Below are 18,145 nucleotides of genomic sequence, written 5' to 3' on the forward strand. Positions count from 1 at the left end.
GGGGCCCGGTGGTGGCCTCGGTGGTGGCGCCGTTGGTGGCTCTGAGTGATGGTGTTGGTGGGCCCAGTGGTGGCGCGTGGTGGCGCCACTGGTGGCGCTGAGTGGTGGCGTTGGTGGGCCCGGTGGTGGCCACGCGGTCGCTACCCGCCTCCCTTGCCTGCCCGTCTGGATGCGCGCTGTGCTTTTGGCACGTCCATACGGGCCGGACCGGAGGCCACGTCGACGCGGACCTCGTGGCGAGCATCCAGGCAGGCCGGACGGCCCCATTCGCCGCGTGCCTCGTGGGGTGCGCTGGCTGTGTCGAAGCGGGCCGTGCTCCATTCGCTCGCTGGTTCGGCCCTTGGTTGCCCGGCTGCACTCTCGCCGCTCACCCCTCGCGCTATGTTCGTGGCCTGGACACGCGGCTTTGCGCTGTGTCACTGCTGGCCTGGGTAATTCTTGGGCTGTTGGGCGTGTCGTTCAGGGCGGGTAGGTGATGAACAAGATCGAATCCCTGGAGGGGAATCTCTCCGTGTGTGGCGCATTCGTGCGCCGTTGCTGGCTGACAAGTGAGGACGCCGGGAAGAACGCCGGTAGTCACTCCAGGCCGCGCCTGTGGTCACTCCAGGCGACGCCTGTGGTCACTTGCCTGGGGGCCAGCGATGGAGATCGGCGGGAAGCTCGCGCGTCCATGCACCAGCGGCGCGGCATTCTCCGGAGTGCGGCCCCTTCTCCAACCCGGAGAGCAACGCCAGTGCAGGAGGGGCGCCAGCTATGAGCACGCCCCCCGTTGCTGCGGATGCCGCGCCCGCGTTTCTCACGGTGGAGGAAGCCGCCGAAATACTGCGGGTGAACAGGAAGACTCTCTACGAAGCGATCCGGCTTGAGCAGGTTCCCGGCGTCGCGCGCATCGGGAAAACCCTCCGCATCCGCCGCGCTGCCCTGCTAGAGTGGACAGCCGGTAAGGGCCGTGATTCTGCGCTCGGGAGTCGGAAATGAGCGTCAGATTGCGGAAGTGGCAGAACAAGGCAGGGAAGGTCGAGGAGGCTTGGCAAGTGGACTTCATGTTCCACCACCCGGACGGACGGCGACAGCGAGTCGTGAAGTTCTCGCCTGTGCAGACGCGCCGGGGTGCCGAGCAGTACGAGCGCGAATTGCGCGCCTCCTTCCTAAATGGAACCTTCGGAAAGGAGAACAACACCGGGGAGCGTCCTATGACGTTGGCGGAGTTCGCCCCGCGCTTCCTCACCTACAGCGAGAACAACAACAAGCACTCCAGCGTCGTCAGCAAGAGCCAAATCCTGGAGGCTCACATCCTGCCGTTTTTCGGTGAAATGGCGCTGGCTGCCATTGGCCCGGCTGAGATGGAGGATTTCAAGGCTGTCATGCGCAAGAAGAAGTCGGCAGCGCGCGCCCGGAAGGAGGCCCCCACGCGGGCAGCCCTCCGCAAGCGCAGCGGCGAGGAACCGAAGCCGCTGAGCCTCAAAACCATCAACAACGTGTTGACGGTGCTGAGCAAGCTGCTGGCCGTCGCGGAAGAACAGCGGGTCATCGAGCAGGCCCCGCGCGTGAGGCTCTTCGCGAAGCTGCCGAAGCCGCCCTTTGATTTCCTCACCTTCGAGGAGGCCGAGCGCCTGAGCAACGCCGCCGAGCCGGAATGGCGAGCGCTGCTGCTGGTGGCGCTCAAGGCGGGGCTGCGGCAAGGGGAGCTGATCGGGCTCCAGTGGGGCGACGTGGATTTCCAGCGCGGCAAGCTGCACGTCCGCCGTACCATCTGGCGCGGTGTCTCGGGCTTGCCCAAGGGCGGACGCGAGCGGACGGTAGAACTGCCCAACTCGGCAGTGGACGCACTCAAGGGACACCGGCACCTGCGCGGCCCTTACGTGTTCTGCCAGGAGGACGGTCGGCCGCTGACCGACGGGCTGCTCAAGCTGCCGCTGCGCCGGGCCCTCCAGCGGGCGGGCATCACGCGCGAGCAGGGCCGCATCGGCTGGCACGACCTGCGGCACACCTACGGCAGCCACCTCGCCATGAGGGGGATACCGCTGACGGTCATCAAGGAGCTGATGGGGCACGCGACCATCGACATGACGGAGCGCTACGCCCACCTGAGCCCGGACACGCGCAGAGAGGCGGTCGGGGTTCTCGACCGGCCCTCTGCGCCCGCGTGCGACATACGTGCAACACGGATGGAGGACGCTGCTAACCACCCGTAAGCACGGCGTAAAAAAGTGGAGGCGGCGGGAATCGAACCCGCCGCCGGAGGCTTCCGGCGAGAGCGCTCCAGAACGGTTGAGAGCGGTTTTCGTAGGAGTTCCAGCCGCTTATGCTGCTCCCTGCTCCGCGCCGACGTGTGTTGAGAGCGCTCCAGCGCGGGTCTGCTGTAGCAATGTAGCAAAGCACGTCACAGCGGCCCTGGAGGCCCTGGAAGGGGGCAATCCGGCGTGGGCTGCGGCCCTCCTCGGCCTCTTGCTCTCGTAGGCCCCGAGCCCCACAAGCAGGCAGGGGCTCCACGGGGCCCGTGGGAGGCGGACGGTAGCGTGTGGGCCTGCCCCGGTACGTGGAGCGGGACTTCGCCCGGTACCTGGAGTGCGGCGTGCTGGCGCACGGCTTCGCGCGGGTGCGCTGCGAGAGTTGCAAGGACGAGCTGCTCGTCGCCTTCTCGTGCAAGGGGCGAGGGGTGTGCCCCTCCTGTAACGCGAAGCGGGCGCATGTGACGGCGGTGCACCTGGTAGAGCGGGTGCTGCCGCATGTGCCCTACCGTCAGTGGACGCTGTCCTTTCCGCACCGGGTGCGGTGGGTGCTGCTCAAGGACGTGGGACTGCTCTCGGACGTCCTCACCGTCTTCCTGCGCGCGGTGTTTGCCCTGCAGCGCCGAAGGGCACGGCGGCAGGGAATGCGGGGTGGGCAGGTCGGGGCCGTGTCGTTCATCCAGTTCTTCGGCTCCGCCTTGCAGGTCACGCCGCACTTCCACTCGCTGGTGCCGGACGGCGTCTTCGTGCCGCGGGAGGGCGGCGTGCGCTTCGAGGCGTTGCCGCCGCCCACGCAAGGTGAGGTGGAGCAGTTGCTGAGGGTGGTGCGTCATCGGGCGCTGCGCCTGCTGGAGAAAAGAGGGGCCCTGCCCGCTCAAGGACCCGAGGACGCGCTGCAGGCGTACCAGGCGCACTCCCTGCAGCAACGGCTGCGCTGGACGGAGGTGGACGTCCGGCCCCCTCCCCGAAAGCAGCCCCGGTGCACCTTGCTGGAAGGCTTCTCCCTGCATGCCAATACGCACCTCCATGCCAACGACAGGCAGGGGCTTACGCGGCTGTGCCGCTATGGGGCGCGTGGCGCGCTGGCGCTGGAGCGCCTGGCGCGAATGGAGGATGGCCGCATCGCCTACCGCATGAAGCGCCCGCTGCCCGACGGCACCACGCACCTGATCTTCACCGGGCTGGAACTGTTACGGCGTGTAGCGTCCCTGGTACCTCCGCCTCGGGCAAACCTCACGAGGTTCCACGGCGCCTTTGCTCCAGGCGCGCAACTGCGGCCATTTCTGGTCCCCCAAGCGGGAGCGGAGGAGGCGAGCGTGGCGACCCAGGCAGCGGCCAGCACGGAGCCGATGAAGGAGAAGACGCCGCGAGTAGACTTTCGCCGAGTTGCTCAGGAGGACGTTCGCACTGGACGTGTTCGCCTGTCCGCGGTGTGGAGGCAGGCGAAAGGTGCTGGCGTATGTGACGGCCCCCGCTGGGGTGCGCTCGATATTGGAGCACCTGGGACTTCCCTCTCAGGCTCTGAAGCGGGCCCCGGCCCGGGGACCACCCCAGCAGGCGTGGTGCTGAACCTGGCGCAGCCGCTGTCAATACGCCCCAACTTCCTGCCTCTCTCCTCGAGCGAGGGCGGCCAGGGCAGGGGTGTGCCCCAAGGGGTTGTACCGTCCCGTGTACCGGCGCGGCGCGCGGCCTTGCTGGCCCCGTCAGCGGCCCTTCTCGGCCCCTCCTCTCCAGCCCTCACCCTCAACTTGGCTTCTATCCCGCCTATACGCTTCGCTGAAATCCAGCTTCACCATCGACCCGTCGGTGATAAGACGCTCGCGGACCTCGGAGGTTTGTTCTGGGACTGGACACGATTGATGTCTTTGTGACTTCTCTCATTCTGCTCGTGCTGGCCGGCATCGGTTTCGCGCTGTCCGCCGCGATGAAGAAAGCCAGCCGTGAGGTGGAGCTGCCCCTCGCTGAGCGCTTCGCCGAGATGGACGTCCTGTCCTCCCTCGTGTTCTCCAGGAACAAGCCCGATTGCGTGCGCTTCCAGAGCGAGGTGTTCTGGCCCGAATCGTCCGGGCCCCAGGCCGACCTCGAACCCCCGCTGTCCGAGCTCATGCGCGCCGCCAGCCAGGTGTGGGGCAAGCCCCTCCGGAGCACCGGGGTGTTCGAATTCGAGGCGGGCGGAGAGGTCCTCCGTATCCGCGTCGAGGAAGGCGCGGAGGAACTCCCCGTGGCCGCCGAGGGCTGGGCGAAGCTCCTCGCCGAGCGTCAGCGCGCCAACCGACAGGTGCGCCTCACCGTGGATGAGTCCATCACCGGAGCGGGGACCGCGGCCTACCTTCAGATTTTCGGTGGCAAGCCCAAGCAGGTGCGCTGTGAGAGCCGCGCGTTCTTTGATGCTGCGATGGGAGATTGGGGGAAGGCTTCCAGCAAAGCGGACGCTGGCGACGATTCGATTCTCGCCCCTCAGAAGATCAGCGAGAATGTCGAAGCTGTACTCGCGCCTTCCCTGGGGGCGCTCACCGGTTCGGTCACGCCGGAGTTGCTGCGCGCCGCCAGCGAGGCGTGGGGCAAGCCGCTGCGCGGCCAAAGCACGTACAGACTGGAGCCGGGAGCCCTTGTCATCGGAGTCGAGGAGGCTCCTGCGCAGGCCGCCGCCTGAGCGCGACGGATGGCCGCGCGCCTCGTGTCAGAGGACCGCAAGGCTGCCCTGGAGCACGCGAGGATGGACTTCCGGAACGCGTCGCATGGGCCGGCGTGTGCCTCCAGAGGGCTGCACGGCCTCCCCACCGGCCTGGCGCACGGCCCGGGGGCACCCGTCAGCAGCCCTCCTCGGCCCCTCTTCACCAGCCCACAACCCTCAACACAGCCCCTATTCGTCTTATGCTCGTCCGGGCGGGATGGGGGCCCTGTGGAGGGTTGCGGGCTGGAGCCGGCGGACTACGGCTCCGTCGGCACGAAGCAGAACCCGGTGGCCGCGGAATCGTTCGCGGTGCAGGTCCCGCTGGTGCACTGGAAGGATTTGCACTGCGACGAGCTGCCACACGCCGCGCCCACGTCCTTGAGCTCCATGCACTTCTTGGTCTCGCTATCGCAGTACGCATCGCGGGAACACCGCGTGTTCGAGCAGTCCGCACCGAGCGCCGCCTCTCTCTTGCAGAGCTGGGTGCTGTAGTCGCAGTAGAAGCCGGTTTCGCACGGCGCGTCCGCGCAGATCTGCCCCTCGCCAGCGCGCTTCACGCACGTGCCCTTCGTGGTCTCGTTCGAGACGCGGAGGTAGCAGGTGAGGCCCTGGGCGCAGGAGCTGGGGAAGTCCTTGCAGTCACCGCCCTCGGAGATGGTGCCCGTGATGGCCCGGTTGCAGGAGCCATCAGTGTCCTGCGACATCTTGCACTCATCCTGCCGCGCGCGGATGTCGCCCATGCACTCGGCGGCCGCGCTCGCGTCGTAGTTCGACTTCTTCGCTTCGATCCCGGCGATGATGAGGCGCTCGCACAGCGCCTTCCAGCCGGACTGACAGCTCGCCAGGTCGAGGCTCCGGCTGGTACAGCACTTCACCGACGTCTCGCAGGTGGCCTTCGCGTACTCGGTGCAGAAGTCCTCCTGCTCGAGGGTGTTGGAGCAGCCGGACGCCCACAACACCACTACGCTCGAGACGGCGAACACGAGTCTCTTCATCGTTTTCTCCGGGGGAAGGCGCACGGACGGCACCGCGCCGCGCATTCTCGCAGGAAGCACCCCCGTTTGCATCTGCGCGTCAGCCGCCGAACGCCTCGCGCAGCCGCTCGCCCATCAGCCGCCGGGCGTCGTGCGCGGCGTCGATGAGACCGGCCAGCAGGACGAACGGATGGACCTGACCCGCGAAGCACCGGTACTCGGCCGGTACGCCCGCCGCGCGCAGCGCCACGGCGTAGCGCAGGAGCGGCAACACCATCGACCTCTACACCACGTTCCCGTGGGAGGCCGAGGCACCGGCCGGTGCAGCAGTGGCGGTGAGGAAGAAGCGGCGTGCAGCACGGCTGGACTGGGCGGGCGAGCCACCTCAAGAGAAGTTTCGACTTCGACTTCTGCGCGTGTCCAGGGGGCGGAGGAAGGAGGCGCGTGCTGGCAGAGCGAAGGACCCGCACTGCCCCCGGGAGTCGCTGCCCCCGGGCGCGGTGCCCGTGATTGAGGAGCAGGTGGCTCCCCCAAGCGGGAGCGGAGGAGGCGAGCGTGGCGACCCAGGCAGCGGCCAGCACGGAGCCGATGAAGGAGAAGACGCCGCGAGTAGACTTTCGCCGAGTTGCTCAGGAGGACGTTCGCACTGGACGTGTTCGCCTGTCCGCGGTGTGGAGGCAGGCGAAAGGTGCTGGCGTATGTGACGGCCCCCGCTGGGGTGCGCTCGATATTGGAGCACCTGGGACTTCCCTCTCAGGCTCTGAAGCGGGCCCCGGCCCGGGGACCACCCCAGCAGGCGTGGTGCTGAACCTGGCGCAGCCGCTGTCAATACGCCCCAACTCCCTGCCTCTCTCCTCAAGCGAGGGCGGCCAGAGCAGGGGTGTGCCCCAAGGGGTTGTACCGTCCCGTGTACCGGCGCGGCGCGCGGCCTTGCTGGCCCCGTCAGCGGCCCTTCTCGGCCCCTCCTCTCCAGCCCTCACCCTCAACTTGGCTTCTATCCCGCCTATACGCCGGGCCCTGCCTGTAGCGCGCGCCCTGGCCGCGGTACCAGAGCACGTGGTCGAGCCCCATCGCCATCACGGGCACTCCCTGGCGATGCAACTCGGCCACGAGGAGCTCCACAGCATGGACCGCGCAGGCACGCAGCTCGATCTCCTCGGCCGAACCCGCGGCGAGGGGCTCCCCCCTGGTCCAGTCGCTCGGCGAGCGCTGGCGAGTACTCGAGGACTCCGTCCACGCGGAGGACGTGCGGCACGAGGTTGTCAGCGAAGGCGGTGAGCCGCTCCAGGTCATCGAACCGTCCCCAGCCCTCCGCGCCGAACGCCAGCGCCAGGTCCGTCACGGTGATCTGCGCCCGCTTGTAGAACGGCACTTCGAAGTCCCCATACCGCGCCACGTCGCGGTAGAGCGGCATCTCGGCGAGGGAGGCCACGAGCCGCTCCGCCGAATGGCCCGCCGCTTCGACGAGCGCGGTGAACCGTCCTGAAAAGCGCTCCAGGAGAAAGCGTCCGAGGTCGCTCAGCGAGCGCGCGAAGAGTCCCATGAGCTCCCGGATCGGCTCATCCGTCAGCGCCTGTCCGAACAGGGCCGCGCAGTCCTCGGCGGTGAGGACGGCGAGACGCTCGGGAGGGATGCTCCCGTGGGCGCGGAAGTGGTCCGTCAATCCTCCGGCCACGGTGAAGTACCCCGAGGCCCCCGGCCGTTTGCGCAGGTGGGGAAACCAGCCCGAGCCAAAGTTGATGGCGTCCAGCGTCAACACGAACGCCCCACCGGTACGCGGAGTGCTTTGCCGCCTTCTTCCGCCGGAGCAGTGAGTACGTAGCCATGGGCCGGTTTCTCGCCGAGACGATTGGACGCCGCTGCGCCGAGGGCTTCCGGATGCTGGACATCGGCGCGGCCACCGGTGAGTTCATCCTCGGCGTGCTGCCTGCCCTGAACAAGCATCCGGGTCACTATACGGCCCTCGAGCCCAACCCGGATCTCCAGCTCCACCTGCGAGCAGCCCTGACCCGGTTTCCCTGCCCCACCGAGCTGAGACCGGTCGCCCTGCCCCCCCAGACCGTGCTGCCGCCGGAGTGGGACTTCATTCTCATGTCCCACTGTCTGTATTACATGCAGCCCGTGGCGGACCACGTCCGGGCCGCCCTGCGCGGGTTGAGGCCAGGGGGGCACGCTGCTCATCTTCCACCAGACCCACGTGGGCCTGGCTGCGTTCTATCGGTTCTTCGAGCCACGACTGGCACGCTCGGAGCCCCTGCCATTCGACTACAGCAGAGCCACCTCCGACGTGGCCGAGGCGCTCCGCCAGGCCGGGCTGTCCCCCGAGGTGCACCAGTTCCCGAGCACCCTGGAGACCACCGACTTCATGCAGGAGGACGCTCGGGAGCTCGATGACGTGCTGAGCTTCATCATGCACACGGAAGTCTCGGCGCTGCCCTCGGAGCTGAGGCAGGAGATGCGCGAGTACCTGCGCCTGGCCAGCCTCCCGTGTAACGGGCGCTGGTTCTTCAGCATCCCCGTGGGAGCCCTGCTGCTGAGCGGCCCACCGGCCCTCTAATGCACCGCCGCGCTTGAGCAGCGCCCCTGGTTCTGTCTCCCGCCACGGGTGCGAATCCTGTCTCCCCGACCTTTCGAACACGGAGTCGATGGCGGTCTTCGCCACCTCGTTCACATCGCTGGTCAGCGTGTTGAGCGCTACGTGCAGGACCGCTTCTCCGATCCTCCACCGTCGCTGCCAGCGACAGGCTCTCCTCCTCTGGCCCGGCGTAAGCCCCCTCCTGAGGCAGCAGCAATGGCCGCAGCTTCGCGCCCGGAGCAAAGACGCCGTGGAAGCGGGTGAGGCATGGCGCCCTCGGTTGCGGAGGGCCGCCGAGTCCACCAGACTCCCAGGCCCACAACCCTGCCGCGTCATGCGGCCAAGTGATCGAGCATTCAACGAGAGAGGCACCCCGTGGCATCCAACCAGAAACGCAAGCTTTGGTACTTCCTGTTGCTGGCATTCTCTGTCTACGGAGGCAACTCCTGGGGCGGTCAGAACGCCAGCGGGCCCGCCCGCAAGGCCAACCCGGAGTACCAGATGAACTGGCAGACGTTCAGTCTCCGGGGCAAGGTCAAGTTCGTCCGGGAGACGGAAGACAAGCCGCCCGCGCCTGGCATCGGCCCCGAGAACCTGGAGCAGCTGTGGTTCGATCCGGCAGGCAACGTCACGAGACGCGTCACGACGCGAGCGGACGAGTACTACGGCGACAAGCGCTACAAGTACGACGGGGTCGGCAACTACGAGGAAGTGGAACATTACAAGCAAGACAACACGCTGAAGTTCACGGCCAAGAACACGTTCGACGCGGACGGCAACCTCGTGGAGTACGCCGAGTTCACCCAGGGCACGCGCCTCACCTACAAGCGGATCAACACCTATGAGAAGTACACGCCAGAAGAGCACATCATGGAGGTGAAGTGGGTCGTCCCGCCCTCGCGCCCGGGAGACACGGTGAAGTACGTGACCCGGTTCGATGCTCAGGGAAGAAAGACTCAAGTGGAGGTCTACCGGGACTCCAGAAAGGCGGTCTTCAGCAAGACCCTCTACCAATACAATCCAGACAACACCGTGGAAGAGACCCACTACGAATACAGCAGAGACAACCCGGACCAGGTGGACTCCAAGAGGGTCACGCTCTACGACGCGGCTCACCGCGTGCTCAGCCGCAAGTTCACCCGGAGTGCCAGTTCCGAGGACAATTTCGACGAGTCCACCCGGTACGATCCGGCTGGCAACATCGTCGAGTACACGTGGACGAATCCTCAGGGCGTGGACCTGAAGCGGTCCTATCGAAATGACTATGTGTATGACAAACAGGGCAACTGGACCCGCCGAGTCACCTCCTCGCCGAAGCGAGCGTTCCGGGGCAGCGTGACAAGGCGCATCGAGTACTACCCGGCCGCTGCTGACCGTTGAGGGCCCAGGTGACGTCGCCCCGTTCACGGGGGCTCAATGGCGTCGTAGACGCTGCTGAGGATCTCGAGACGGTTCTTCACGGTCTTTGGCGCAGCCGCTCAATACGCCCCAACTCCCTGCCTCTCTCCTCAAGCGAGGGCGGCCAGGGCTGGGGTGTGCCCCAAGGGGTTGTACCGTCCCGTGTACCAGCGCGGCGCGCGGCCTTGCTGCCCCGTCAGCGGCCCTTCTCGGCCCCTCCTCTCCAGCCCTCACCCTCAACTTGGCTTCTATCCCGCCTATACGCCCCTGGCGACGGCGGTGTCCGCGGCTCAGGAGGCCAGCTCCCGCCCGACGATCCGCCTGTTCGTCACGCACGCCATCTGGGACGAGGCGGCCCGCCTGAGCTTCAGCGACACGTCGCGTCTGCGTCAGGTCTTTGGCGATCAGCTGTCGGGCACCTCGGTGGGCCTCCAGGCCGAAGCCTGGTGGTGAACCTGTCTTGGACGCGGCGGCGCACGCGCGGCCGCGTCCAAGCCGGGGGGCCGGGTCCACACCCTCCGTGGGACTTGTTCTTCCCATGTTCCCTGGAGCGACGTAGCTTTCGGGCATGAGAGGGTGTGACTCATGTCTGATGTGATGCTCCGGGAGGTGCGCAAGCAATATGGCGCCACCCCGGTGATTCATGGCGTCTCGCTCGAGCTGAGGCGCCGGGAGTTCGTCGTCTTCGTCGGCCCCTCGGGGTGCGGCAAATCCACCCTGCTGCGCATGATCGCCGGGCTGGAGCAGATCAGCGGCGGGGAGATCCTCATTGGCGGGCGCCGGGTCAACGACATACCGGCGGGCGATCGCGGCGTCGCCATGGTCTTCCAGAACTACGCCCTCTATCCCCACATGACGGCGGCCGGGAACATGGCCTTCGGGCTGCGCAACATTGGCACGCCGCGCGCCGAGATCGCCGAGCGCGTCTCCTCGGCCGCGAAGCTGCTGCAGATCGAGCACCTGTTGGAGCGCCGCCCCGCGGAGATGTCCGGCGGCCAGCGCCAGCGCGTCGCCATTGGACGCGCCATCGTCCGCCGGCCCGAGGTCTTCCTGTTCGACGAGCCGCTCTCCAACCTGGACGCCGCGCTGCGGGTGCAGATGCGGGTCGAGCTGGTGCAGCTCCACCAGCGGCTCGAAGCCACCTCCATCTACGTCACGCACGACCAGGTCGAGGCGATGACCATGGCCGACCGCATCGTCGTCTTCCGTGACGGGCGGATCGAGCAGGTCGGCACGCCGCTGGAGGTGTACCGCACCCCCGCGAACACCTTCGTCGCCGGCTTCATCGGTGCGCCGAAGATGAACCTGCTCGAGACCCGGGTGCTCGCCACCGGCCCTGGCCGGGTGACGGTGGCCCTTCCCGGCGGCAGCGCCGAGGTCGCGGCGGATGGCCGCACGCTGGCTGCGGGCGCACCGGTCACCTTTGGAGTCCGGCCCGAGCATCTGCGGCCCGTTGCTGGCGAGGGCGTCTTCCGGGGCCACGTCAAGGCGCTCGAGCGGCTGGGCCGTGAGACGCTGCTGTATGTCGCGGGTGCCGAGGGGGCCACGCTCATCGCCACCGATGTCGGCGACAGCCCCGTCCGCATCGGAGAGACCGTGACACTGGCGCTCGAACCCGGCAGCGGCCGGCTGTTCGGCGGTGACGGTGTGGCGCTGCCGTCCACTGTGAGCGCCGCATGAGGGGAACGCGATGACCGTCACCCGTGACCAGGCCTCCAGCCCACGGCGGTTCCGCGACGCCGTCGCCGGCTATGCCTTCCTGGCGCCGTTCCTCGGGGTCTACGCCGTCTTCCTGCTCTATCCCTTTGGCCTCGGCCTGTGGATGAGCCTGCACGACTGGGAGATCGTCGGAGGCTACCGGGAGTACATCGGCTGGCTGAACTACGAGGAGCTTTGGGACGATCCGTATTTCTGGGAAGCGCTCAAGCGCACCCTGCAGTTCGCCGCCATGGCCGCGCCGGCATCCACGGTGCTCGGGCTGGCCCTGGCCCTGGGGCTCAACCGGCCGCTGCGGGTCCATGGCGTGCTGCGGGCGATCTTCTTCGCCTCCAGCATCTTCTCGGTCACGGTCGTCACGCTGGTGTGGACGATGGTGCTCAACCCCGACCGCGGGCTCGTTGCCAACGGGCTGCGTGCCCTGGGGATGGAACCGATTGCGTTCCTGACCGACCAGGAATGGGCGATGCCGGCGCTGGTGGTGACGACCCTCTGGTGGACGGCCGGCTTTCCGATGGCGCTGTTCCTCGCCGGGTTGCAGCAGATTCCCCAGGAGGTCTACGAGGCCGCCAGGCTCGACAACGCCTCGCGCTGGGCGGTGTTGCGGCACATCACCCTGCCGGCGCTGGCTCGCACCACCCTGCTCGTGGTGGTGCTGCAGACCGTCATGCATCTCCAGGTGTTCGGTCAGCCGCTGCTGATGACGCGCGGCGGTCCGTCCAACTCCACCCGGCCCCTGGTTCAGCTCATCTACGAAACGGGCTTCCGCGAATGGCGTTCCGGCTATGCCTCCGCGGTCTCCCTGGTGCTGTTCTCCTTGATGTTCTGTGTGGCGCTGCTGCAGCTCCGGCTGTCGCGGCAGGAGGATTGAGGCCGTGAATCGGACCTTTGGCGACCGTTACATCCTGGTCCTGCTGCTCGCCGCCGCGTTCGTGTGGCTGATGCCGATGCTGTGGGTGCTGGCCCTGGCGCTCAAGCCCAACGAGGTGCTGGTGCGCTCCACCTCCGGCATCCTGCCGTGGCCGCATACCCTGGAGCATTTCGCCACCCTGCTGCGGGTGTCGCTGACGCCGCGCTGGCTGCTCAACAGCCTGCTCGTCGCCATCGGCATGACAACGCTGACGCTGGTGCTGTCGTCGCTCGCCGGCTACGCCTTCGCCCGGATCGACTTCCCGGGGCGTCGCGCCCTCTTCCTGCTGGTGATGGCCGGACTGATGATCCCGGAGCAGGCGGTCCTGGTGCCGCTGCACGCCATGTTCGCCGGGTGGGACCTGCACAACACCTACTTCTCGCTGATCGCCCCCCGCCTGGCGGTGCCGCTGGGGGTGTTCATGATGACCCAGTTCTTCAAGGCCGTACCGCGCGAACTGGAGGAGGCGGCGCAGCTCGACAACGCGAGTCGGCTGAGGATCTTCTGGTCTGTGATGCTGCCGCTGTCTCGCCCGGCGCTGACGACGCTCGGCATCTTCACCTTCCTGTATGCCTGGAATGACTTCCTCTGGCCCGTCGTCACGGCGAACCAGCCGGAGATGTACACCCTCAGTGTGGGCCTCGGCTCACTGCAGGGCAACTTCGCGATGTCGGAGGGGCTCGGTTTCCTGATGGCCTCGGCCGTCTTCGCCAGCACTCCGATGATCTGTGTCTATGTCGTGCTCCAACGCTACATCGTGCAAGGCATTGCCCTGACCGGCGGCAAGTAGTCTCGTCACGGTCCCTCAGTCGGAACAGGAGAAGAACCCCCATGAAGATGAAGACGCTCCTCTCGGCCGCGACGCTGCTGGTCACGGCCCTCGGCTCCAACTCCGCGCTCGCCGCCACGGAGATCACGCTGTTCCGCTTCTTTGGTGGCTGCAGTGACGAGTACGCCAACGTCACCGATCTGTCCAAGGCGGTAGGTGAGTGCGGCATCATCCAGGTGCTCACCAACAAGTTCAACGCGGAGAACAAGGAAGGCATCACCGTCAAGACCCAGTCGGTGGAGTGGGGCGTCTACTACGACCGGCTGAGCGCCAACATCGCCGGCGGCACCCCGCCTGACATCGCGGTCATGCACCGCAGCGTCCTGCCGAACTACCTGATGCGCGACCTCGTCCAGCCGCTCGGCAAGAGCTTCGCGGCGAGCGGTATCGACGCCGCCGACTTCCTGCCGGTGGCCCGCGAGGCCGTCACCAGCAAAGGGGAGCTCTGGGCCCTGCCGTTCGACCTGCACTCCCTGGTGTGGCACGTCAACGCCGACCTGTTCGCCAAGGCGGGGCTCGTCGACGCCAAGGGCCAGCCGAAGATGCCCACCAGCCCGGCCGAGCTGATGCAGCACGCCGAGACGATGAAGGCCAAGACCGGCAAGCGGTATTTCGCCATCCCCTCCGCGGTCGATCCGATGCCGAGCTGGCAGTACCTCACCTGGGTCTGGCAGCAGGGCGGCGACATCGTCGATGCCGAGAAGAAAGCCCAGTTCGAGTCGAAGGAGAGCAAGGAGGCGTTGCGCCTGCTCAACGCGCTCTACGCCGCCGGCCACGCCAGCAGCAAGAATGACTACGCTGGCGCGCAGCAGGCCTTCATCGCCGGCGAGGCGGCGGTGCTCGTGAACGGTACCTGGGGCGTCGATACCTACGAGGCGCAGTCCAAGGATCCGAAGAACGCCCTCAAGAAGTACGTCGTGCGCGACATCCCCACCATCTACGGCAAGGATGCCATCTGGTCCGACAGCCACATGTGGGTCCTGCCGAAGCAGCCGAAGCAGGATCCGGCGAAGCAGAAGGCGGCCCTGGCCTTCCTGAAGTTCCTCAACGACAACAACTTCCACTGGGCCCGGACCGGACATCTGCCGGTGCGCGCTTCGGTGCTCAAGAGCGCCGAGATGCAGGCGCTGCCGCACCGCTCGGAGTACACCCGCACCGCCACCATCGCCAGGGCGTTGCCGCCCATCGAGAACCAGCGCGCCATCCTGGACCTGCTGGTCAACGAGCTGAACTCGACCTGGCTGGTCAACAAGAAGCAGGAGCAGGCCCTGTCCGACATCCAGCGCCGGGCCTCGCAGATCCTGCGCCGCGCCCGGAAGTAACCGCGGCAGGCAAGCCGCCGGCCGTGCCTGGACGCGGCCGGTGGCCCCCTCTGCTCCGCGCCGACCCCGTGCTAGAGTCGTGCGCCTGTATGAGCACCCCTTCTGATTCTGACTCCCCGCGCGCCGATTCGGGTGCGCCGCAGCGCCCCGAGCCGAACCTTCTCCGCTCCAACACCTTGCGGAACCCGGCGGGCCTCTTCGACCTTCCGCCAGACGAGTCGCGCACGCTCCAGGACATCGTCGCGAACCTGCAGCGCGTTCCCGAGCCGCTCGTCGATGAGACGATGCCCGATCCCTTCGTGCTGCGGCTCACGTCGAGCAGCCCCGGGGGTGCACGCACCGCGGGCCTCTGGTTGATCGCGACCACCAATGATCAGCCGTTTGCCTTCCGGCTGTACCGCTTCGCGGGAGGCACCTGGGTGCCGCACATGGTGGATGGCAGGCACTGCGCCATCTTCCCCGAGGGGAAGCTCCCCGCGTGGTGGAACGCTGGCGAGCTTGACCCGCTCGCGCCCGACCTTCCCAGGGACCTCGTCCTGGCGCGCTGGGCTCCCGAGATCGACGTGCGCAACGGCCTGCTCACGCTGCACTACACCGCGAGGGATCGCTCCGGCATCCTGCGCTCCGCCTACGCCACCGCCACCGCCATCGACGGCGAGTGGACGGACCACGGCTTTCTCGACATCAACGTTCGCGTGAGGGACGTGGCCCCCGATTACCCGGGAGGGCCCGCCGGAGAGAACCCCCTGGTCGGCATGATTGATGGCCACGTGGCCTCGGCCATCGACCCGGAGGGGAGGGAGCGGACGTTCCTGCTCACCAAGGTGGACGGAAACGGGTTGAACTGGACGGACCCGGTGACCGGTCAGATGCGCAAGGCGCCCACGCCCATCCTGTCGCACGAGTTCCGGCAGGAGGCCACCGGGCGCATCGAGCTCGTGGGCAAGGCGAAGGTCCTGCACACCAATGGGCCACACCATGACGGCCTGATCGAAGGCCAGTTCGTGGTGAACGAGAATGGCCAGTCGTACCTCATCTACAGCGCGGGCTTCTTCGGGAACTCCGAATACCGCACGTACATCGCCCGGCTCGACCTGCTCGCGCACAACGTGGTGGGCGAGCGGATCCTGATCGACAGTGACAGCCCGGCACTCGGAGGGCAGTGGAACGGTCCAGGCCACCCCGCGTTCGTGAGGCTGGGTGAAGGCCTCTACGCGATGTACCTGCACGTGTGGCGCAACGGCACCGACTACGGCAAGGACGGAGACCAGCGCAAGGCCATCCAACGCCATGTCTCCTTCCGTGACCTCGAGGGCCGTCCCTGCGAGCCGTTCCTCGTGGAGGAGCGCTTCACCGGCTGACCCGGCGGCGCCCCCGGGCCCCCCGTCGGGAGGGGGGCTCAGCGGTCGAAGCGGATGATGCGCTCGACGCGATAGGTGGACGCCTTCTCCAGGGGCTTGAGGAGCATCAACTCGGCGGGCTGGCCGAGCTGGAGCGTGTGCTGCTTCGGTTCAGGCAGGTGGACGGTGTCCCCCTCCTTCGCGCCAGGCCCGGACAGCGGTACGGCGAGCAGCCCGCTTCCGTCCACGCTCTCGAGTGCTCCCAGGACGCGCAGATCTCCTAGCTCTTCCACCCTGCCGACGTGGACGAGCTGGGGCCCCTTGTCGCTGTCGCGCACCGCGCGGTTGACGGAGATGCCCACGTCCGCGGTGAAGGGCCTGCCATCGGCGCCGAACAGGCCCACGCCCTTGAGGAGCAGGTAGACGAGCCCCGAGCTGTCATTCTCCGGGATGGACTCGTAGCGGGCCACGTCCGCCCGTGCGGCCCTCCTGCTCGCGAGTGCGTCCAGCGCCGTGGCGAGCGCGACGAAGTTGAGCTGGACCAGGGGCTCGTCCGGGGCACGCGAGGGCCAGGGGCCCGTCTCGATGAGGACGGAGGGCGTGCCCCAGCGCGTCATGTTGTCGCCGAAGGCGCGCACCTCGAAGGAGTCGTCATAGCGGCCCACCTGTCCGGGAGCGAGCGGCTTCGCCATGGGCTCCATCACCCGATCATCCGCCCAGTAGAAGGGATGCACCATCGGTGTCCAGGTGAAGAGCCCGTTCAGCTTCACGCAGACATCCCGCACGCTCTTGCGATAGGCCTCCCCCAGCGGCTGAAGCGGGTACGCGATGACATCGTCATCATCGTAGAAGTTGACCCATTCGCCACTCGCCCCTGGATGGCGCTGCATGAGCTCGGCAGCCGGTACGCTCACCGCTCTCCTCCTGCAAGAGCGGCCAGGGCAGCAGTGTGCCCCATCAGGGGGCTCGGACCCCTTCTCCGCCGCCACGCATGGCCTTGCTGGCCCCTGCCCTCTCCTCCTTCTCCTCCCTGCACCAGCCCTCCGCCGAGCAACAGGGCCCCCATTCCGCCCATGCTCAGAAGCTGGAGCGCGCGAAGTCGGTGCCATTCGACCTGAGCGCGCTGGTGGCAGAGGGCTACGAGGACGCGACGGGGAGCAAGCCGCGCGGCGAGGTGCTGAAGGACGCGGACCTGCCGAAGTCGAGGCTCCGGCTCCTGGAAGCTATCCATCCTCCATGAACCCGGGCAGAGTCCGGGTTACGAGGAGGCACATACCGAATGGCAACAGTCACCCTGCGTCATCTACTGGTCGCTGCCGCGCTGCTGGGAGGTTGCAAGACGGCCGAGCCCGCCATCCAGTCGCCCAACACGAGCCCTGCGACCGCCTCGAAGGCGGACTGTGGCCCCGCCATTCCGGGCATGGAGGCGGTGTTGAAGCCCGCCGCGTTCATCGTCCTTGGAGAGATGCACGGCACGCAGGAAGCTCCGCTCTTCGCCACGCGGCTCGCGTGTCACGCGGCCGCGGCCGGTCAGCCCGTGCGCGTGGGGCTGGAGCTCCCCGTGGGCGATCAACCGCGCATCGACGCGTTCCTCGCGAGCGAGGATGGCGCGATTGAGCCGCTCACGGCGGGCGGGCTCTGGACCGATGCGATGCAGGACGGCCGGAGTAGCAAGGCCATGCTCCAGGCCCTCGTCCGGCTGCGTGAGCTGAAGCGCGCAGGCCTCCCCCTGGAGGTTCGCGCCTTCGACGCGGGCGGCAAGGACCGCGACGCCAGCATGGCGGAGAAGCTCCTCGAGGAGCGTGCCCAGGCCCCCCAGGACACCTTCATCGTGTTGACCGGGAACCTCCATGCCCGTCGGGACAAGGGCGCGCCGTGGGACCCGAACCTGCGCTTCATGTCCAACCACCTGCTCGATGCGGAGCCCAGGCTGGTCACGCTCGACATGGCCTACCTGGGCGGGACCATGTGGGCCTGCACGGGCATGACGGTGGACACCTGCAAGGTCCATCCGCTGAAGAGGGCCCGCTACGAGGAGCACGCGGCGATGCCGCGCATCGTCATCCAGAAGGGAATCACGGCCGAAGGGTATGACGGCGTCTACGCCATCGGCACGGCGACCGCTTCACCTCCCGCGGTCCACCCGGCCACGGCGCTGCCCACGCCCTGAGCCCGG

18 protein-coding genes and 2 pseudogenes are annotated in these 18,145 nt (G+C 67.5%); 15 read left to right on the plus strand and 5 right to left on the minus strand.

Translation table 11 applies throughout. From position 1 onward, the window contains the following. Positions 1–753: 753 nt before the first annotated feature. From NR810_RS49675 to NR810_RS49690, 4 genes are all read left to right on the plus strand, one after another. Positions 754–978 carry a helix-turn-helix domain-containing protein gene (locus tag NR810_RS49675; RefSeq protein ID WP_071905296.1) on the plus strand — a complete coding sequence of 75 codons (225 nt, stop codon included), beginning with the start codon at positions 754–756 and terminating at the stop codon, positions 976–978. After that, a complete protein-coding gene (locus tag NR810_RS49680; RefSeq protein WP_257463183.1) occupies positions 975–2,195 on the plus strand; it encodes a tyrosine-type recombinase/integrase in 1,221 nt (406 codons plus the stop codon). Before NR810_RS49675 ends, NR810_RS49680 begins: the two co-directional genes overlap by 4 nt. 326 nt (positions 2,196–2,521) lie before the next feature. Next, positions 2,522–4,102, plus strand: coding sequence for a transposase (locus NR810_RS49685; protein ID WP_257463184.1), 1,581 nt, complete (start codon positions 2,522–2,524; stop codon positions 4,100–4,102). Further along, positions 4,099–4,884: a hypothetical protein gene (locus NR810_RS49690; protein ID WP_257463185.1), complete on the plus strand. Its 786-nt coding sequence runs from the start codon at positions 4,099–4,101 to the stop codon at positions 4,882–4,884. The genes NR810_RS49685 and NR810_RS49690 overlap by 4 nt, the downstream gene beginning before the upstream one ends. Before the next feature lie 278 nt (positions 4,885–5,162). On the opposite strand, the gene NR810_RS49695 is transcribed toward NR810_RS49690, so the two are convergent. The 4 genes and pseudogenes from NR810_RS49695 to NR810_RS49705 form a co-directional block, all read right to left on the minus strand. Continuing rightward, positions 5,163–5,900 carry a hypothetical protein gene (locus tag NR810_RS49695; protein WP_257463186.1) on the minus strand — a complete coding sequence of 246 codons (738 nt, stop codon included), beginning with the start codon at positions 5,898–5,900 and terminating at the stop codon, positions 5,163–5,165. A gap of 79 nt (positions 5,901–5,979) precedes the next feature. Continuing rightward, positions 5,980–6,156 carry an alpha/beta hydrolase family protein gene (locus tag NR810_RS49700; RefSeq protein ID WP_257463187.1) on the minus strand — a complete coding sequence of 59 codons (177 nt, stop codon included), beginning with the start codon at positions 6,154–6,156 and terminating at the stop codon, positions 5,980–5,982. A 665-nt stretch (positions 6,157–6,821) separates the two neighbouring features. Continuing rightward, positions 6,822–7,172, minus strand: a complete 351-nt coding sequence (locus tag NR810_RS52975) for a queuosine salvage family protein (RefSeq protein WP_407653907.1) — start codon at positions 7,170–7,172, stop codon at positions 6,822–6,824. Beyond that, positions 7,075–7,638 (minus strand): annotated as a pseudogene (locus NR810_RS49705) (queuosine salvage family protein); the annotation flags it as partial. The pseudogene NR810_RS49705 and the gene NR810_RS52975, both read right to left, overlap by 98 nt. A gap of 65 nt (positions 7,639–7,703) precedes the next feature. On the opposite strand from NR810_RS49705, the pseudogene NR810_RS52980 reads away from it, so the two are divergent. The 9 genes and pseudogenes from NR810_RS52980 to NR810_RS49745 form a co-directional block, all read left to right on the plus strand. Next, positions 7,704–8,060: pseudogene (locus NR810_RS52980) on the plus strand (class I SAM-dependent methyltransferase); the annotation flags it as partial. Between the two features lie 16 nt (positions 8,061–8,076). Beyond that, a complete protein-coding gene (locus NR810_RS49710) occupies positions 8,077–8,436 on the plus strand; it encodes a hypothetical protein (protein WP_257463189.1) in 360 nt (119 codons plus the stop codon). 393 nt (positions 8,437–8,829) lie between these two features. Beyond that, positions 8,830–9,834 carry a hypothetical protein gene (locus tag NR810_RS49715; protein ID WP_257463190.1) on the plus strand — a complete coding sequence of 335 codons (1,005 nt, stop codon included), beginning with the start codon at positions 8,830–8,832 and terminating at the stop codon, positions 9,832–9,834. Between the two features lie 297 nt (positions 9,835–10,131). After that, a complete protein-coding gene (locus NR810_RS52740) occupies positions 10,132–10,305 on the plus strand; it encodes a carbohydrate porin (protein WP_257463191.1) in 174 nt (57 codons plus the stop codon). A gap of 132 nt (positions 10,306–10,437) precedes the next feature. Continuing rightward, positions 10,438–11,532, plus strand: a complete 1,095-nt coding sequence (locus NR810_RS49725; protein WP_306819180.1) for an ABC transporter ATP-binding protein — start codon at positions 10,438–10,440, stop codon at positions 11,530–11,532. Between the two features lie 10 nt (positions 11,533–11,542). Further along, positions 11,543–12,439 (plus strand): carbohydrate ABC transporter permease, encoded by an 897-nt coding sequence (locus NR810_RS49730; protein WP_257463192.1) that lies wholly within the window; start codon positions 11,543–11,545, stop codon positions 12,437–12,439. Positions 12,440–12,443: 4 nt separating this feature from the next. Continuing rightward, positions 12,444–13,268 carry a carbohydrate ABC transporter permease gene (locus tag NR810_RS49735; RefSeq protein ID WP_257463193.1) on the plus strand — a complete coding sequence of 275 codons (825 nt, stop codon included), beginning with the start codon at positions 12,444–12,446 and terminating at the stop codon, positions 13,266–13,268. A gap of 41 nt (positions 13,269–13,309) precedes the next feature. Next, a complete protein-coding gene (locus NR810_RS49740; RefSeq protein ID WP_257463194.1) occupies positions 13,310–14,629 on the plus strand; it encodes an extracellular solute-binding protein in 1,320 nt (439 codons plus the stop codon). 89 nt (positions 14,630–14,718) lie between these two features. Beyond that, positions 14,719–15,990, plus strand: coding sequence for a glycoside hydrolase family protein (locus NR810_RS49745; RefSeq protein ID WP_257463195.1), 1,272 nt, complete (start codon positions 14,719–14,721; stop codon positions 15,988–15,990). A 38-nt stretch (positions 15,991–16,028) separates the two neighbouring features. Here the strand turns inward: NR810_RS49745 and NR810_RS49750 are convergent, their stop codons facing one another. Then, positions 16,029–16,883: a M14 family metallopeptidase gene (locus NR810_RS49750; RefSeq protein WP_257463196.1), complete on the minus strand. Its 855-nt coding sequence runs from the start codon at positions 16,881–16,883 to the stop codon at positions 16,029–16,031. Positions 16,884–16,960: 77 nt separating this feature from the next. Here NR810_RS49750 and NR810_RS49755 point away from each other — a divergent pair, with 77 nt between their 5' ends. After that, positions 16,961–17,209: a hypothetical protein gene (locus NR810_RS49755; protein WP_257463197.1), complete on the plus strand. Its 249-nt coding sequence runs from the start codon at positions 16,961–16,963 to the stop codon at positions 17,207–17,209. A gap of 39 nt (positions 17,210–17,248) precedes the next feature. After that, on the plus strand, positions 17,249–18,139 hold the full coding sequence (locus NR810_RS49760; protein WP_257463198.1) for a TraB/GumN family protein: 891 nt from the start codon (positions 17,249–17,251) through the stop codon (positions 18,137–18,139). Positions 18,140–18,145 lie beyond the last annotated feature (6 nt).

It is taken from the genome of Archangium lipolyticum, from assembly GCF_024623785.1.
GTDB classification, from domain to species: Bacteria; Myxococcota; Myxococcia; order Myxococcales; family Myxococcaceae; genus Archangium; species Archangium lipolyticum.

Bases quoted from the DNA above. Each gene is read 5' to 3' on its own strand.
- NR810_RS49675 (WP_071905296.1), top strand. From the start codon at position 754: ATGAGCACGCCCCCCGTTGCTGCGGATGCCGCGCCCGCGTTTCTCACG.
- NR810_RS49680 (WP_257463183.1), top strand. From the start codon at position 975: ATGAGCGTCAGATTGCGGAAGTGGCAGAACAAGGCAGGGAAGGTCGAG.
- NR810_RS49695 (WP_257463186.1), bottom strand. From the start codon at position 5,900: ATGAAGAGACTCGTGTTCGCCGTCTCGAGCGTAGTGGTGTTGTGGGCG.
- NR810_RS49700 (WP_257463187.1), bottom strand. From the start codon at position 6,156: ATGGTGTTGCCGCTCCTGCGCTACGCCGTGGCGCTGCGCGCGGCGGGC.
- NR810_RS52975 (WP_407653907.1), bottom strand. From the start codon at position 7,172: ATGACCTGGAGCGGCTCACCGCCTTCGCTGACAACCTCGTGCCGCACG.
- NR810_RS49725 (WP_306819180.1), top strand. From the start codon at position 10,438: ATGTCTGATGTGATGCTCCGGGAGGTGCGCAAGCAATATGGCGCCACC.
- NR810_RS49730 (WP_257463192.1), top strand. From the start codon at position 11,543: ATGACCGTCACCCGTGACCAGGCCTCCAGCCCACGGCGGTTCCGCGAC.
- NR810_RS49740 (WP_257463194.1), top strand. From the start codon at position 13,310: ATGAAGATGAAGACGCTCCTCTCGGCCGCGACGCTGCTGGTCACGGCC.
- NR810_RS49745 (WP_257463195.1), top strand. From the start codon at position 14,719: ATGAGCACCCCTTCTGATTCTGACTCCCCGCGCGCCGATTCGGGTGCG.
- NR810_RS49755 (WP_257463197.1), top strand. From the start codon at position 16,961: ATGGCCTTGCTGGCCCCTGCCCTCTCCTCCTTCTCCTCCCTGCACCAG.
- NR810_RS49760 (WP_257463198.1), top strand. From the start codon at position 17,249: ATGGCAACAGTCACCCTGCGTCATCTACTGGTCGCTGCCGCGCTGCTG.